This is a genomic window from Bacillus sp. BC05(2025), assembly GCF_056725905.1.
The window spans coordinates 107236-123747 of sequence record NZ_JBWYRA010000011.1 but is presented as its reverse complement, the minus strand read 5'-3'; the positions used below and the strand labels follow the sequence as shown (position 1 = coordinate 123747).

Below are 16512 nucleotides of genomic sequence, written 5' to 3'. Positions count from 1 at the left end.
TTTGTCATTAAAAATTTGTCTAAAAATCAACAAATATACTGAAAATTTTAAATAATGTTATTATAATAGATAATAGAATACATAGGAGGGGGATGTAAAGTATGAAAGTAGAAACGCTTCCTGTCATTAAAGGAGAAAATAATTTGCCGAATTATGATGAGGCATACGCGAATTTTAACTGGGAAGAGGTTAATAAAAACTTTACTTGGAATGAAACAGGCCGAGTAAATATGGCGTATGAGGCAATTGATAAGCATGCGAAATCCGATCGAAAGAATAAAGTAGCCCTTTATTATCAAGATGGATCGCGAAAAGAGAAGTATACATTTAAGGAAATGAAGGATTTTTCTAATAAAGCAGGAAACGTCCTGAAAAATTATGGCGATGTAGAAAAAGGCGATCGCGTTTTTATTTTTATGCCGCGTTCCCCAGAGTTATATTTCGCACTTTTAGGTGCAGTGAAATTAGGGGCAATCGTTGGTCCGCTATTTGAAGCATTTATGGAAGGCGCAGTTCGCGATCGTTTAGAAGATAGCGAAGCAAAGGTGTTAATTACAACGCCTGAATTGTTAGAGCGCGTACCATTAAATGATTTACCAGCTTTGAAGACAGTCTTCCTTGTTGGAGATCATGTAGAAGAAGGCGGTAAAACAGTAGCGTTCAATCCTTTATTTGAACAAGCTTCAAAAGAATTACATATTGAATGGTTAGGCCGTGAAGACGGTTTGATTCTACATTATACGTCTGGTTCTACTGGTAAACCAAAAGGTGTTCTTCATGCGCAGAACGCAATGGTTCAGCACTATCAAACGGCGAAGTGGGTATTAGATTTAAAAGAAGACGATGTATATTGGTGCACAGCTGATCCGGGTTGGGTAACTGGAACAGCTTACGGTATTTTCGCACCGTGGTTAGTCGGAGCATCGAATGTTATTTTAGGTGGTCGCTTTAGTCCAGAAGCGTGGTATGAAGCGCTGCAAGATTACGGTGTAACAGTTTGGTACAGTGCACCAACGGCGTTCCGTATGTTAATGGGTGCTGGACAAGACGCAATTAAAAAATATGATTTATCACAAGTACGCCACGTATTAAGCGTTGGTGAACCGTTAAATCCAGAAGTAATTCGCTGGGGTATGAACGCATTTGGACTTCGCATTCATGATACGTGGTGGATGACAGAAACAGGTGGACAAGTTATTTGTAACTACCCTTGTATGGAAATCCGTCCAGGTTCAATGGGGAAACCAATTCCAGGCGTGAAAGCAGCGATTGTTGATAATGAAGGAAATGAAGTGCCTCCTTACACAATGGGTAACTTAGCGATTGGTAAAGGGTGGCCAGCGATGATGCGTGGAATCTGGAATAACAAGCAAAAGTATGAATCTTACTTTATGCCAGGAGATTGGTACGTATCAGGTGACTCTGCTTATATGGATGAAGATGGATACTTCTGGTTCCAAGGACGCATTGATGATGTAATTATGACATCAGGCGAGCGTGTTGGTCCGTTTGAAGTAGAAAGTAAATTAATCGAGCATGCTGCGGTTGCAGAAGCTGGTGTAATTGGTATTCCTGATCCAGTGCGCGGCGAAATCATTAAAGCATTTATCGCGCTTCGAGCAGGATACGAACCATCTGAAGAATTAAAAGAAGAAATTCGTCAATTTGTAAAGAAAGGCCTCGCAGCTCATGCAGCGCCAAGACAAATTGAATTTAGAGATAAATTACCGAAAACGAGAAGTGGTAAAATTATGCGCCGCGTATTAAAAGCGTGGGAGTTAAACTTACCAACAGGTGACTTATCAACGATGGAAGATTAAGAGAGAAAGGTCTGAACAAGTAATATGTTCAGACCTTTCTTTTTTGTGATATTATGAACTTATATATATAAGTTAAAGGGGATAATAAATTGAAAACAGAAAAAGAAAAGATGATACTAGGCGAAATGTACATACCAGCTGATCCAGTTTTAGTACAAGAGAGGGAGCAAGCTCGTATATTAACGAGAAAATTAAATGAAACGCCAGAAGTACAATTAAAAGAGCGTAGCGAAATCGTAAAAGAACTATTCGGAACGACTGGAGATAACATTCATCTTGAATCTTCTTTCAGATGTGATTACGGCTATAACATTCACGTGGGTGAAAATTTTTACGCAAACTTTGACTGTACCATTTTAGATGTATGTCCAGTAACAATCGGAGTGAACTGTATGTTAGCTCCAGGTGTTCACATTTATACAGCAACACACCCGCTTGATCCGGTAGAGCGCATAAGCGGATCAGAATATGGAAAACCAGTAACAATTGGTGATAACGTATGGATTGGCGGAAGAGCGATTATTAATCCAGGTGTAACGATTGGAGACAATGCGGTGATCGCATCTGGCGCCGTTGTAACGAAAGATGTGCCTGATAATGTAGTAGTTGGCGGAAATCCCGCGAAGATTATTAAAAAAATAAAATAATATTTGAACGAAGTGCCTTCCTCGTCTGTATACACTTATGAAAGAATAGATGAGGGAGGCTTTTTTATGTCTAATAAATTACTTCTTGCTTTTGCTTTACTTGGAATTATAGTCGTATTTTCTTGTGGTCTTTTCTTACCGATACCAATTGGATATAGAGTATCAATGCTTACAGCTGGAGTTATAATGAGTATTGTGTTTTCAATCATTATTCCGTTTGATAGAAAACATATAGTACGAAAAAAAGGGAATAAAATCGATTTTACAAAAACAAAAGTTTATTTTCGCTGGAATGTATTTGATACGATTTCTGTTTGTCTGGCATTGTATGCATGCATATGTGTGCAGGTTTTAATTTTTTTAGTTCCAATGGGATTTACAATTCAAAATCCATATGTTCAATTTTTTACAAATCAATCGCAGTTGTGGGTATTTATTGCAATTGCATATTTAATTTCCCGTATTTCATTAACGTTAAAAGGAATAAAGGAGATCAAAAATCATGGCGCAGATTGGGATTGAGGAGGAGCTCATGCTTGCGTATCAAAGTGGAGATAAGCAGGCTGGGGAAAAACTATATGTTTTAATCAAACCAGCGCTATACACATTTTTATATCGATTTAATCGAGATGAACAATTAAGCATCGATCTTGTGCAAGATACGTTTTTGACGTTAGAGCGTAAGAAACATATGTATGAACTTGAAAAAGGCAAAATAAAAACGTATTTATTTCAAATTGGTTATCGTCTTATGATTAATAAATTAAATAGAAGAAAAAAGTGGCGTACGCTTTTGCCGTTTTTAGTGCCGATTCAGGAAAAAGAATTTTCTCACGAAGATCGGCTCACAGTAAGAGAAGCAATTTTGAAAGTTCCGGAAGACCATCGAGCTGTCCTTATTCTTTCTTATTATCATGATATGCAGCAAAAAGAAATTGCAGAGATATTAAACATTCCAATTGGAACAGTGAAGTCGAGACTTCATAACGGGATAAAGAAATTGAAACAATTGCTGGAGGTGGATGAAATTGAGCGAAAATCCCTTTAAGAGTGAATATAAATTAAGACAGCATTTAGATAGTGACCATGTAGAAATACCGGACTTTCCAAAAACGGTAAGTCGCTTCGATCGATTAATCGGATTTCTTGGTTCTCCAGCGAAAGATCCTGTAGAGGCGACGATTGGGAATGATTTATCAGTTGTGTTTCACGTATCGTTATTAGTTGGGGTTCCGGTGATTTCTCTTATTACGATACTCTTTGCGACGTTATAAAGGATTGGCAAGAAGAGAAACCCGACCTCTATTTGACATGCCTATATAAATGATGGTATAAAGAAAAGTATATGAATAATTGAGCGTGGAAAGGGAGAAGTAGTGATCATTTCCCTGTTTTAGAGAGCTGATGGCCGGTGAAAATCAGCACATAGATGATCGCGAATTACGCCCCTAGAGCATCTTTTTTCGATTGAATGGTATTCAAAAGGGAAAAGACGGTGCTAAGCCGTTATGTAAATAAGGTGGTAGGCTTTTTTGGCCTGCAACTAGGGTGGTAACGCGATAATCAAAATCGTCCCTTATTTGAAGGGGCGATTTTTTTATGTTTTCAACCTTCACGCCAGTAATGAACTTAAAGGAGAGTATGTAGGATATGGGTATTTTACAAGATCTTGAATTTCGCGGTCTAATTAATCAGCAAACAGATGCTGAGGGACTTGAGCAATTATTAGAAAAAGAAAGCGTTAAATTATACTGTGGTTTCGACCCGACAGCGGACAGCTTACACATCGGTCATATGTTACCAGTGTTAATGTTACGTCGTTTCCAATTAGCTGGTCACCAACCGATTGCACTTGTTGGCGGTGGTACTGGTATGATCGGTGACCCAAGTGGTAAAAAAGCAGAGCGTACATTAAATACGAAAGATACAGTTGCTTACTACACAGAAAGCATTAAAAACCAACTTTCAAACTTCTTAGAGTTTGAAAACGTGGACAACCCAGCAACAATGGCTAACAACTATGACTGGCTTGGTAACTTAGATGTCATTTCATTCTTACGCGATATCGGTAAAAACTTCGGTTTAAACTATATGTTAGCAAAAGATACAGTAGCATCTCGTTTAGATACTGGTATTTCATTCACTGAATTTAGTTACATGATTTTACAATCATACGACTTCTTAAACTTATACCAAAACCATAATTGCCGTCTGCAAATCGGTGGTAGTGACCAATGGGGTAACATTACAGCTGGTCTTGAATTAATCCGTAAATCAGAAGAAGATGCGAAAGCATTCGGTTTAACAATTCCACTAGTTACGAAATCTGACGGTACGAAGTTTGGTAAAACAGAAGGCGGCGCAATTTGGTTAGACCCAGAGAAAACAACTCCTTACGAGTTCTACCAATTCTGGATCAACACAGATGACCGCGACGTTGTTAAATACTTAAAATACTTCACATTCTTATCTCATGAAGAAATTCTTGAGCTTGAGAAGCAAGTAGCTGAAGCGCCAGAAAAACGTGCAGCACAAAAAGCATTAGGTGCAGAAATGACAAAACTTGTTCACGGCGAGGAAGCATTAGAGCAAGCGATTAAAATTTCAGCTGCATTATTCAGCGGTTCTGTAGCAGAACTGACTGCAAGCGAAATCGAGCAAGGATTCAAAGACGTACCATCTGTAGAGCGTACGGCAGAAGATACAGTATTAATCGACTTACTAGTAGAAAGCAAAATCTCTCCATCAAAACGTCAAGCACGTGAAGATGTAACGAACGGCGCAATTTACGTAAACGGTGAGCGTACACAAGCATTAGACTACGTTGTAACAGAAAACGACCGCATCGAGGGTAAATTCACAATCATTCGTCGCGGTAAAAAGAAATATTTCTTAATTCGTTACTAATTAGAAACGAATATAAACAAATAGTACCCCGAATTGTAGGCTGAAAAGTTTATGATTCGGGGTTTTTATGTATGAATTTAGATTACTTTACGAGTTCTTGTAAATAGAATATGAAGAATTAATACGAGCATATAAAGTAAGCTAATGAGCATAACAATAAATGCTGCTGGATAAAATTTTGCTGCATATATAAAGAAATCGATTTGATAAATATCTTCGTAATTTGAAACGGTGCCTTTAAAGTAATTCGTAAACTTAGCGCTATATTTCCATTCATCAGGATCATCTATTAAATTACTCCCCTGATACCAATTAATAAGCGCGGAAGTAATAAAGAACATACATGCACTACCCAATTGAACCATTTGGTTTATTGTCAAAATGAATCAACCTCCTATTTTATGGTTATTATAGCGTGCATTCATATTTCTGTAACCTTTTTGTTGTAATCTCCTTTTCGAGTTCATACGGAAATCACATGTAAGCGGTATGATAAATGTATAACAATTAGAAAGGAGTGGTAAAACAAAATGTCACTAGAAGCGCTTATTATTTTTTCTTTGCTAAACGCGGGTCAGCTTGCAGAGAATTCGAAGGTGGATGTACATAAAGAGCAGAAAGATGCTTATGTATATGTTCAGAAAGAGGAAAATAAATAACTTTATTTTATATATAACGAAAAAAGCCAATCCACAGGATTGGCTTTTTGTCATTAACGAGAGTAGAACTCTACGATTAATGCTTCGTTGATTTCAGCTGGTAACTCAGAACGCTCAGCGTGACGAGTGTAAGTAGCTTCTAATTTGTCAGCATCGAAAGTTAAGTATTCTGGTACGAAGTTGTTAACTTCGATCGCTTCTTTAACAACAACAAGGTTGTTAGATTTTTCGCGAACGCTGATAGTTTGACCAGGTTTTACACGGTAAGATGGGATATCTACGCGAGCGCCATCAACCATGATGTGACCGTGGTTTACTAATTGGCGAGCTGCACGACGAGTGCGAGCTAAGCCCATACGGTAAACTAAGTTGTCAAGACGAGCTTCAAGAAGGATCATGAAGTTTTCGCCGTGCTTACCAGGCATTTTACCTGCTTGGTCAAATGTGCGACGGAATTGACGCTCAGTCATGCCGTACATGTGACGAAGTTTTTGTTTCTCTTGTAATTGTAAACCGTATTCTGAAAGTTTCTTACGTTGGTTAGGACCGTGAGGACCTGGTGCGTAAGGGCGTTTTTCTAATTCTTTTCCTGTGCCGCTTAGAGAGATTCCAAGACGACGAGACAGTTTCCAAGCTGGACCTGTATAACGAGCCATAGTTGACTCCTCCTTTAAAATGTTTTTATTTACGTAAAATAAAAACAGACGTAATCGATATTTACGGGCATTTTGTTTTCATGTACCTTCGCTCCAGCAGCAGGGAGTTACGAGATACACCTCCGTAGAGGAACAAAATACAAACGATAAACTCACATTACAAGGCTGCCTTTTTATTTTACACAAACGCTATTATATCTTTTACCCAGAGTTTCGTCAAGCGAGTACGTTTTTGTTTTATGCATATAAATTTTGGAAATGAACAAGAAGGAATTTAAAACGATATAAAAGAAGAGATAGAAACACAAATAAAACGCTTACATAAAATGTAGTAAAAAATGTTCATTAATTTTTTGTTGATGAATATGCGGCAGTAAAAACATAAAAGGGGATGTTTTTATGAAAAAGAAGCATATGGAGACAGCGTTAATTCATCACGGGTATACATCAGAGGAACATAAAGGAAGTTTAACACCACCTTTATTTCAAACATCTACATTTACATTTGAGACTGCGCAGCAAGGAGAGGCGAGTTTTGCGGGAGTGGATCCATCTTATATTTACTCAAGACTTGGAAATCCAACTGTAAAATTATTTGAAGAACGTATGGCGGTGTTAGAAGGAGGAGAAGAAGCACTTGCTTTCGGATCCGGTATGGCAGCTATTTCTGCAACGTTAATTGGCTTTCTAAAAGCTGGAGATCATATTATTTGTTCAAATGGATTATATGGGTGCACGTACGGATTTTTAGAAGTGTTAGAAGAGAAATTTATGATTACGCATTCGTTTTGTGATATGGAGACAGAGACTGATATTGAAAATAAAATCCGTCCAAATACAAAGATTATTTTCGTTGAAACACCGATTAATCCAACGATGAAATTAATTGATTTAAAACAAGTCATTCGGGTTGCGAAGCGAAATGGTTTACTTGTCATTGTTGATAATACGTTTTGTTCACCTTATTTACAAAGACCACTTGAACTTGGCTGTGACGCAGTTGTGCATAGCGCGACGAAATATATTGGAGGTCACGGTGATGTTGTAGCGGGTGTAACAATTTGTAAAACGAAAGCGTTAGCTGAAAAAATTCGCCCGATGCGCAAAGATATCGGCGGTATTATGGCACCGTTTGATGCATGGTTATTGTTACGCGGATTAAAGACGCTAGCGGTAAGGATGGACCGTCATTGTGATAATGCAGAAAAGATTGTATCGTTCCTGAAAAATTATGATGCGGTAGAAGGAGTTTGGTATCCAGAAGGAGAGTTAGCATCTCGCCAAATGAAACGGGGCGGCGGCGTTATATCTTTTTCAATTAAAGGCGGGAAAGAAGAGACGCAGGCGTTTATTAATGACCTTCACTTTATTACAATTGCGGTAAGTTTAGGAGATACAGAAACGTTAATTCAGCACCCGGCAACGATGACGCACGCTGCGATTCCAGCTGCGTTAAGACAAGAAATGGGCATTTATGATAATTTAATACGTTTATCTGTCGGTTTAGAATCGTGGGAGGATATCGTTTCTGATTTAGAGCAAGCGTTAAAGAAAATATCTACTGTTAGTAATCAATAAAAAAAGAGCTAGCTATCGGTTTTGTACGTAATGTACTTAATCGATAACTAGCTCTTTTTTGTTACATATGTTTTAGGAGTGTTTCCACAAACTTTTCTAAATAGCGCTGATCTACTTCGTCGAAACGATTTTTTTCAGGACTATCAATATCAAGTACACCAATGACATTCCCATCCTTAATAATCGGTACGACAATTTCTGAATTCGAAGCACTGTCGCAAGCGATATGCCCTGGGAATTGATGAACGTCTGCTACAAGCTGCGTTGTTTTCGTTTCAGCTGCAACGCCGCAAACGCCTCGTCCAAACGGAATGCGTACGCAAGCAGGCATTCCTTGGAATGGTCCAAGAACAAGCTGATTTCCTTCTGTTACGTAAAAGCCAACCCAATTGACACGATCTAAAAATTGGTTTAATAATGCGGACGCATTTGATAAGTTTGCGACTACGTTTAATTCGCCAGTTAATAATGCATCCAGTTGTTTAATTACTGTCTCATATTGCTGCACGCGAGATCCTGCATAACTTTCTTTAGTAAACATGGAAACAGCTCCTTTTTTATCGAGATGTGTAAAATATTAGCAAAATACGATGTATTTCACATGACTTTGTCGATAGAAAATTAAAGGAATTTGTCTTAAAAGTCAAGAAATTTAAACTATAGCTGTTCAGTGAGAGGAAGTGAGCGCATGAAACAGACGAAACAAAAAGTAATTGATGCGGCAATATCGTTGTTTAATACGAAAGGTTATGATGGAACGTCGGTGCGAGACATTGCAAAGCGAGCGGATGTGAATGTAGCGAATATTTCATATTATTTTGCTGGAAAGCAAGGCCTATTAGAGCAGCTTATTACTAATTTTTTAGAAGGGTATATTCATGTGATTGAAACGTCCTTTGAACAGAGAGAATATTTGTCGGCTAAAGATGTGATGGTGCAAATGGTGCGCGGGATTTTACGATATCAATTTGAAAATAGGGAACTGACACGTTTCTTTTATCGAGAGCTGTCGCTTGATACGACATTAATTCGCGAAGTGATGACTGTTTATTTTTCTAAAGAAAGATATTATATAGAGCAAATCATAAAGCAAGGACAAATGAAACGAGAGTTTAAGAAGGTATCTTTTACAATGTTTATGACGCAATTAAAAGGCATGATGAATATGCCGTTTTTATATCCGCAATATATATCAGAAGTGCTGCATTCTTTTCCGTCTGAGACATTTTTCTTAGAAATGTACACGAAAGAAATTGAACAATGGATGGAACAAACGTTATGTATAACGAATATGTATCAGGAATGGCCAAGAGCTGTTCATATGTGAGAAATCCCCACCTAACGAACTGAGGTGGGGATTTTTGTGCTTTCTTTTCTTTGCCATACATTGTTGCATAATAGCGCGATAATTGTTAATGAGGCTCCGGCAATTTCAATTTTGTCGACTGTATAACCTCGAAAGATGGAACCGATCAGTGCAAGTACAGGAACTAAATTCATAAATAATATGCCGTTAATAGATGAAATATAGCGATTTCCTGTGTTCCAGCAAAATACAGCGATAACACCTGCAATAATCGACATATATAAGAGTTCAAAACGAACGTTCATAATTGTACGTAGTGACGGCACAGTAACGATGTTTGTATAAGTGAAGAAGGTGACAATGACGATGAGTGAAATTGAGCCGAATAAACAAGTTAACGTCGTGTACCTAAGTGGTGACCAAGATTGAAAACGAGCACCGCCGTTCGTGTAAATGACCCAGCAAGTCACGCCGCATAGCATAAGTATATTTGTTGAGAGGTGACTGGCAGCTCCAAATAATAAGTGAATATTTCCCTTTGAAATGACAAGCATAACACCGATTAGTGCAACGAACATACAAAGGAATGTATAGTTTTGTGGACGTTTGTTTTTTGCTATCCACTGCAATAATACAGCGATGAGTGGCATAAGAGATTGAATCATCGCGGCATGGATGGCTCCAGCAGGTCCGACAAGTTGTTGACCGTAAAAAATGAGAAAACCATATCCAGCGAAACCGACAGTTCCGTAAAAGAATAAAGAAAGTGTTCTTTTCTCTAAGCGGAGTGAAGTTTTCCCTTCAGTGATGAGTAGCAAAATAAGAAAAATAATAGCTGCTGATCCGTATCGGATAGTTGTGAAAAAGAACGGATCGATAAACTGCAGGGCATTTGCCATGACAGGAAACATGAACCCCCAAGAAGTGACGGCAAGTAGGCATAGGAGGGAGCCGAGTAGCATTTGTTTTTTATCCAAGAGTATCTTTCCCCTTTACATTTCGTTATAGTAAGTTGATGAAATAAGTATAAAGAGTAATTGTTTATAGAAGGAAATATCGATTTTTTATGACAGTTATAACTTTTTGTTAGAGGTGTGTACGATGGATTTAGAGGCAGTACGATCGTTTATTGAAGTAAAGAATACGCGAAGCTTATCGAAGGCGAGTAGGCTTTTACATATTTCTCAACCGGCGCTTAGTAAGCAAATTCAAAGATTAGAAGCGCATTTAGAGGTTACTTTACTGAAGCGTTCCGCGCAAGGAGTGGAGTTAACAGAGGCTGGGGAGTTATTTATAAAAAGAATGTTACCGATTTTGGAACACATATATGAAGTGAAAGAAGAAATGAAAAATTTTCAAGAAAAGCGGAAAATTTCTATAGGCATATTGCCGAGTTTAGCAGCACATTATATATCGAAATGTAATGATGTGTTAGGTGAAGGATTCGAAGTAGAATGGAAAATTGAGCATACGAAAGTATTAATGGGACTCTTTAAAGACCGAAAGATTGAAGCAATGTTCATCGATTCGGTAGTAGAAGGCGCTGCGTGTATAAAAGAAATACGAGAAGAAAAAATTGTTTGTGTCGTTTCAAATGATCATCTTTATAAAGAGAAAACAGTAATCCGAATGGAAGATTTGCAAAATGAAAAGTTAATCGTATATCCAGAAATTTGTGATGTAAGAAAAATGATTACAAATATGTTTCAAGGGATAGGTGCGAAACCAATCATTGCATTTGAAACTTCTTATGCAGAACCGATGCTTGCGATGGTCGGTGCTGGACTTGGTATCACGTTACTTCCAGAAATGTCAGTAGAGCAAGCGGTAAGCCAAGGAAATGTGCATGCGATTTCCGTTGAGCCGCCACTTGTGCGCAAAATTTATTTCGCATCTCATATGGAAGAAGGCCGTTTAGTGCATTCATTTGATGATGAGAGGTAATCCAAACGGAATATTGAGAAAGATTACAATTGCATTGAAAGAAACATGAAATTTTAAAAAAAACTAGGTCAAAAACAAACCATTACATGGTATGATTAGTACATTGTTAGTTGTTAAATATAGGGGGATTCCCTTTTTATACATAATGCCTTCCATTTCATAAACGGAACGGACAAAAAAAGAGATATAACTAGGAGGCTTTTTTGCATGGATTCTATCCTGACGATCGTTATCATTGTAGTAAGCTCTATTCTAGTGCTGCTCATGATAGAGCTTGTGATAAGAAATCGTTCATATAAAGATATTGAAGCACTTGAGCAGTGGAAACAAGAGATAAAAGATAAACCTGTGGCAGATGAACTAAAGCGGGTAAAAGATTTAAATATGACGGGTCAAACAGAAGAACTGTTTGGTAAATGGCGTGAAGAATGGGATGAGATTGTCTCAACAACCCTTCCGAAAGCTGACAAAGATTTAGCGCAAGCGCGAAAATTCGCCTCGCAATTCTCCTTCCGAAAAGCAAAGCATGCGATGAATGAATCCATAAGTGGTTTAGATGACGCTGATAATCGTATTACAGACATTTTAAATGAATTACAGCAATTGTTAGAAAGCCATGAAAAAAATAGCTCAGAAATTGAAGGGTTACGTGATACATATCGTAGTATGAAGAAGAGTGTTCTTGCTCATAGACATATGTATGGGGCAGCGGAGCAGAAAATTGAAGAGATGCTAGACGCTGAGTCTGAGAAATTCAAAAGCTTTGAAGAAGCGACAAATAATGGTGACTATTTAAAAGCGAGAGAAATTGTTATTAGTTTGGAAGAAGGTTTAGCAGATTTAGAAATCATTATTCACCAAATTCCAGATTTATTGGTAGAGTGTCAAGCGACGTTACCAGTTCAGCTGGAAGATTTATTACACGGACATAATGATATGGTAAGACAAGGTTATGTATTAGAGTATTTGGAGATCCCTAAAGAAGTTCGTGATATGAAGAAACAACTACAAACATGTTTAATGGATATACAGGAGCTTCACATAACGGAAGCGGCTGAAAAAGTAGAAAACTTAAAAACGATTTTAGATGGCTTCTATGATCAACTAGAACAAGAAGTACATGCGAGACATTATGTGGAGCAAAAAACACTTTCTGTTTATGAAGATTTAGAAGAAATTCGCACTGAAACGATTGAAACAAAAGCAGAAACACAGCTTGTGAAACAAAGTTACCAGTTACAAGATAAGGACATTGAGTCTCAAAAAGTAATTGAAAAGCAAATGCACATTTTAATGAAACGTTTTGAAATGTTGCAATTACGTGTTGCTGAACAAGATATTGCTTTCTCTATCATTCGTGAGGAACTAGAAGAGATTTATGAGCAATGTGAAACTTTAAAAGTACTTCATGCAGAATATAAAGAAATGCTGCAAACGATGCGTAAAGAAGAATTTGAAGCGCGTGAGAAGTTACAAGAAATGCGAAATACTATTTTTGAAACGAAACGCTTTATGCAAAAGTCGAATTTGCCAGGTCTTCCAGAGAGTATTATGGAAGATTTAAAAAGAGGACAAATGGCAATGCAAGCTGTATATGAGCAATTAGAAGTGAAGCCGTTAAATATGAATGCTGTAAATAGCAGTTTAGAAGAAGCGTACAAAACTGTTAATGGTGTAGCTGAAATGACAGAAGAGTTAATTGGACAAGCGTATTTAGTTGAAAAATTAATTCAATACGGTAATCGTTACCGCAGTCATGATGAAAACCTTGCAGAGAGCTTAAATTATGCGGAGAAATTATTCCGTGAATATCAATACGATGCTGCTTTAGAACAAGCGGCTTCTGTACTAGAGCAACTTGAGCCTGGCGTTGTTCAAAAAATAGCTGAATATGTAGACAATGAACAAACCCTTTCATAAGGGTTTGTTTTTTTGTGTAAATTTGAGGGCGATGTTGCTATAATGAATAGCGGAATACAGTAAGGTTATTCGTTTTAAAATATAACGGAACCTTTTAGTAGTCTTAGCGTAATGACACGTATTTGTGATATGATTATATGATGTGACAGCGCTGAAAGGGGAAGAACGATGATCTATTTTGATAATAGTGCGACGACAAAGCCATATCCAGAAGCTCTTCAATCGTACGTAACGGTTGCAGGGAAATATTTTGGGAATCCTTCTTCTATTCATTCGCTTGGAGGAGAGGCAGAGCGTCTATTAACACAATCAAGAACAATTGCAGCGCAGCTTCTTCATGTTAAACCTTCTGAGATTATTTTCACATCAGGTGGAACGGAAGGGAATAACCTTGCGATTAAAGGGATAGCGATGAGGAATCGTTCGCGCGGTAAACATATCATTACAACAAATATTGAACACGCGTCTGTGTTTGAAGCATATAAACAATTAGAAGATCTCGGTTTTGATGTAACATATTTACCGGTTAATGAGCATGGTGTTGTATCGGTAGAGGATGTAAAACGGGCACTTCGTGAAGATACGATTCTTGTGTCAATTATTCACGTGAACAACGAGACTGGAGCAATTCAGCCTGTTGCTGAGATCGGAACGTTATTATCGAACTATCCGAAAATAAGATTCCATGTGGACCATGTACAAGGGATAGGAAAAGTACCGCTTAATTTATATGCTTCTCATATTGATCTTTGCTCAATATCTGGACATAAATTCCACAGTGTAAAAGGAACGGGTCTTCTTTATGTACGTGATGGCGTAAGGTTAGATCCAATTTTATCAGGTGGTCAACAAGAGCTGAAGTATCGCTCTGGTACAGAAAACTTACCTGGTATTGTAGCGATGGTGAAAGCACTTCGCATGACAATGGAACAAGTGAAAGAAAAGGTAGCTCATTTACAAAGTTTACAAGCAGAGCTTGTTCGTTTCTTTAAAGAGATGGAAGATGTAACGATTAATACGTCGCTTGCATACGCAGCACCGCACATTTTAAATGTATCATTTGTAGGTTTAAAACCAGAAGTGGTCGTTCATGCTTTAGAAGAACACGGTGTATATGTATCAACGAAGTCTGCTTGTTCTTCAAAAGCAAATGAAGTGAGCAGAGTGTTAGTGTCAATGGGCGTACCGCATGCGGCTGCCGCAAGTGCTATTCGCATTAGTTTGGCACCAGAAAACACGATGGAAGAAGTAAAACAATTTGAAGGTATTGTGAAAGAAACAATGCCAAAATTATATGAAGTGATGAGGTAAAGGAATATGATGACATATGAATATATTTTAGTTCGTTATGGAGAGATGACGACTAAAGGTAAGAACCGTTCTAAATTTGTAAGCACATTAAAAGATAACGTGAAGTTCAAACTGAAAAAATTCCCAAATATTAAAATCGATGCAACGCATGACCGTATGTACATCCAATTAAATGGTGAAGATCATGAAGCGATTTCTGAAAGATTAAAAGACGTATTTGGTATTCATAAGTTTAACTTAGCGATGAAAGTACCGTCAGAATTAGAAGATATTAAAAAAGGTGCATTAGCAGCTTTCTTACAAGTAAAAGGCGATGTGAAAACATTTAAAATTACCGTACACCGTTCTTATAAGCATTTCCCAATGAGAACGATGGAATTATTACCTGAGATTGGTGGCCACATTCTAGAAAATACTGAAGATATTACAGTAGATGTTCATAATCCAGATGTAAACGTACGTGTAGAAATTCGCAGTGGTTACAGCTATATTATGTGCGACGAGCGTATGGGAGCTGGCGGTTTACCAGTTGGCGTTGGCGGAAAAGTAATGGTACTTCTTTCTGGTGGTATCGATAGCCCAGTAGCTGCGTACTTAACGATGAAACGCGGCGTATCAGTGGAAGCAGTTCACTTCCATAGCCCACCTTTCACAAGCGATCGCGCGAAACAAAAAGTAATCGATTTAGCACAAGAGCTAACGAAATACTGTAAACGTGTAACACTTCACCTTGTTCCATTTACAGAAGTGCAAAAAACGATCAATAAAGAAATTCCATCTAGCTATTCAATGACAGTTATGCGCCGTATGATGATGCGTATTACAGAGCGTATCGCAGAGGAGCGTAATGCACTTGCAATTACGACTGGTGAAAGTCTTGGACAAGTAGCAAGCCAAACGTTAGATAGTATGCACACGATTAACGAAGTAACAAATTATCCAGTTATTCGTCCGCTTATTACAATGGATAAATTAGAAATTATTAAAATCGCTGAAGAAATTGGCACATATGATATTTCAATTCGTCCGTACGAAGATTGCTGTACAGTATTCACACCAGCAAGCCCAGCGACGAAGCCAAAGCGTGAAAAAGCGAATCGTTTTGAAGCGAAATATGATTTCACACCATTAATCGATGAAGCTGTAGCGAACAAAGAAACAATGGTATTACAAACGGTAGAAGTAGTGGCGGAAGAAGAAAAATTCGAAGAACTTTTCTAAAACCATAAATTACCATATCTAAATCGTGTATGAAGTCATGTTATTTATCACACTCTATACTCACAAGGAGGTGATATAACATGTCACGTAGCACAAATAAATTAGCGGTTCCTGGTGCTGAATCAGCATTAGACCAAATGAAATACGAAATCGCTCAAGAGTTTGGTGTTCAACTTGGAGCAGATGCAACAGCTCGCGCTAACGGTTCTGTTGGTGGTGAAATCACTAAACGTCTAGTTTCACTAGCTGAGCAACAATTAGGCGGTTTCCAAAAATAATCCCATATAAGATGGCTTAGAAAGAGCGGGTTCTCCCGCTCTTTCTTTTTGTTGTCATGTCGCTATTTGTCAGTAAGTCGATATCCTTTGTCGAAACGTCGATATATTCAATTTTTCGTTGATAAATCCCAGGTTGTGTTCGATATATTTGAAAAATCGTCGATATAATTTCATTTACCAATTCGACAGAACTGAAAAATTTGTCAAAAGAAGAGGGTTCAAAATAGACAGAAAATTCTTTATTATATAAGGGAGGCATAAAGAA

At 37.8% G+C, this 16512-nt stretch carries 18 protein-coding genes and 1 other annotated feature; of the genes, 14 read left to right on the top strand and 4 right to left on the bottom strand.

Annotated features, from left to right (window positions below):
• Positions 1-101 precede the first annotated feature (101 nt).
• The 6 genes from acsA (at position 102) to tyrS (ending at position 5374) form a co-directional block, all read left to right on the top strand.
• Positions 102-1820, top strand: coding sequence for an acetate--CoA ligase (acsA, locus tag ACZ76X_RS24990; RefSeq protein WP_000862042.1), 1719 nt, complete (start codon positions 102-104; stop codon positions 1818-1820).
• 110 nt (positions 1821-1930) lie between these two features.
• The gene (locus ACZ76X_RS24985) at positions 1931-2467 is read left to right on the top strand and encodes a sugar O-acetyltransferase (protein WP_479852033.1); all 537 of its coding nucleotides are present in this window, start codon (positions 1931-1933) and stop codon (positions 2465-2467) included.
• Positions 2468-2533: 66 nt separating this feature from the next.
• Positions 2534-2989 carry a hypothetical protein gene (locus ACZ76X_RS24980; RefSeq protein ID WP_479852009.1) on the top strand — a complete coding sequence of 152 codons (456 nt, stop codon included), beginning with the start codon at positions 2534-2536 and terminating at the stop codon, positions 2987-2989.
• Positions 2970-3515 (top strand): RNA polymerase sigma factor, encoded by a 546-nt coding sequence (locus ACZ76X_RS24975; protein ID WP_479852008.1) that lies wholly within the window; start codon positions 2970-2972, stop codon positions 3513-3515. Before ACZ76X_RS24980 ends, ACZ76X_RS24975 begins: the two co-directional genes overlap by 20 nt.
• Positions 3496-3741 (top strand): hypothetical protein, encoded by a 246-nt coding sequence (locus ACZ76X_RS24970; protein WP_479852007.1) that lies wholly within the window; start codon positions 3496-3498, stop codon positions 3739-3741. The genes ACZ76X_RS24975 and ACZ76X_RS24970 overlap by 20 nt, the downstream gene beginning before the upstream one ends.
• A gap of 77 nt (positions 3742-3818) precedes the next feature.
• Positions 3819-4047 (top strand) — a binding site (T-box leader).
• A 70-nt stretch (positions 4048-4117) separates the two neighbouring features.
• Positions 4118-5374: a tyrosine--tRNA ligase gene (gene tyrS / locus ACZ76X_RS24965; RefSeq protein ID WP_046956195.1), complete on the top strand. Its 1257-nt coding sequence runs from the start codon at positions 4118-4120 to the stop codon at positions 5372-5374.
• Between the two features lie 77 nt (positions 5375-5451).
• On the opposite strand, the gene ACZ76X_RS24960 is transcribed toward tyrS, so the two are convergent.
• Positions 5452-5754 (bottom strand): YjdJ family protein, encoded by a 303-nt coding sequence (locus tag ACZ76X_RS24960; protein ID WP_479852006.1) that lies wholly within the window; start codon positions 5752-5754, stop codon positions 5452-5454.
• A 150-nt stretch (positions 5755-5904) separates the two neighbouring features.
• On the opposite strand from ACZ76X_RS24960, the gene ACZ76X_RS24955 reads away from it, so the two are divergent.
• Positions 5905-6033, top strand: coding sequence for a hypothetical protein (locus tag ACZ76X_RS24955; RefSeq protein ID WP_000050944.1), 129 nt, complete (start codon positions 5905-5907; stop codon positions 6031-6033).
• 53 nt (positions 6034-6086) lie between these two features.
• Here the strand turns inward: ACZ76X_RS24955 and rpsD are convergent, their stop codons facing one another.
• Positions 6087-6689: a 30S ribosomal protein S4 gene (rpsD, locus tag ACZ76X_RS24950; RefSeq protein ID WP_000135312.1), complete on the bottom strand. Its 603-nt coding sequence runs from the start codon at positions 6687-6689 to the stop codon at positions 6087-6089.
• Between the two features lie 399 nt (positions 6690-7088).
• On the opposite strand from rpsD, the gene megL reads away from it, so the two are divergent.
• On the top strand, positions 7089-8267 hold the full coding sequence (megL, locus tag ACZ76X_RS24945) for a methionine gamma-lyase (protein ID WP_479852005.1): 1179 nt from the start codon (positions 7089-7091) through the stop codon (positions 8265-8267).
• 61 nt (positions 8268-8328) lie between these two features.
• Here megL and ACZ76X_RS24940 read toward each other — a convergent pair whose 3' ends face one another.
• Positions 8329-8808, bottom strand: coding sequence for a GAF domain-containing protein (locus ACZ76X_RS24940; RefSeq protein WP_479852004.1), 480 nt, complete (start codon positions 8806-8808; stop codon positions 8329-8331).
• A 147-nt stretch (positions 8809-8955) separates the two neighbouring features.
• Between ACZ76X_RS24940 and refZ the strand changes: the two genes are divergently transcribed.
• The gene (gene refZ / locus ACZ76X_RS24935) at positions 8956-9594 is read left to right on the top strand and encodes a forespore capture DNA-binding protein RefZ (RefSeq protein WP_479852003.1); all 639 of its coding nucleotides are present in this window, start codon (positions 8956-8958) and stop codon (positions 9592-9594) included.
• Between the two features lie 11 nt (positions 9595-9605).
• On the opposite strand, the gene ACZ76X_RS24930 is transcribed toward refZ, so the two are convergent.
• Positions 9606-10550, bottom strand: coding sequence for a DMT family transporter (locus tag ACZ76X_RS24930; protein ID WP_479852002.1), 945 nt, complete (start codon positions 10548-10550; stop codon positions 9606-9608).
• A gap of 124 nt (positions 10551-10674) precedes the next feature.
• Between ACZ76X_RS24930 and ACZ76X_RS24925 the strand changes: the two genes are divergently transcribed.
• From ACZ76X_RS24925 to ACZ76X_RS24905, 5 genes are all read left to right on the top strand, one after another.
• Complete coding sequence (locus tag ACZ76X_RS24925; RefSeq protein ID WP_479852001.1) at positions 10675-11517, top strand: LysR family transcriptional regulator; 843 nt, start codon at positions 10675-10677, stop codon at positions 11515-11517.
• Between the two features lie 207 nt (positions 11518-11724).
• Entirely contained in the window at positions 11725-13437 is a 1713-nt protein-coding gene (gene ezrA / locus ACZ76X_RS24920; protein ID WP_479852000.1) for a septation ring formation regulator EzrA, read from the top strand.
• Between the two features lie 168 nt (positions 13438-13605).
• Positions 13606-14748 (top strand): cysteine desulfurase family protein, encoded by a 1143-nt coding sequence (locus ACZ76X_RS24915; protein ID WP_000638965.1) that lies wholly within the window; start codon positions 13606-13608, stop codon positions 14746-14748.
• Between the two features lie 6 nt (positions 14749-14754).
• On the top strand, positions 14755-15969 hold the full coding sequence (thiI, locus tag ACZ76X_RS24910) for a tRNA uracil 4-sulfurtransferase ThiI (RefSeq protein WP_306184565.1): 1215 nt from the start codon (positions 14755-14757) through the stop codon (positions 15967-15969).
• Between the two features lie 80 nt (positions 15970-16049).
• Positions 16050-16247 (top strand): alpha/beta-type small acid-soluble spore protein, encoded by a 198-nt coding sequence (locus ACZ76X_RS24905; RefSeq protein ID WP_000091639.1) that lies wholly within the window; start codon positions 16050-16052, stop codon positions 16245-16247.
• Positions 16248-16512: the final 265 nt, after the last annotated feature.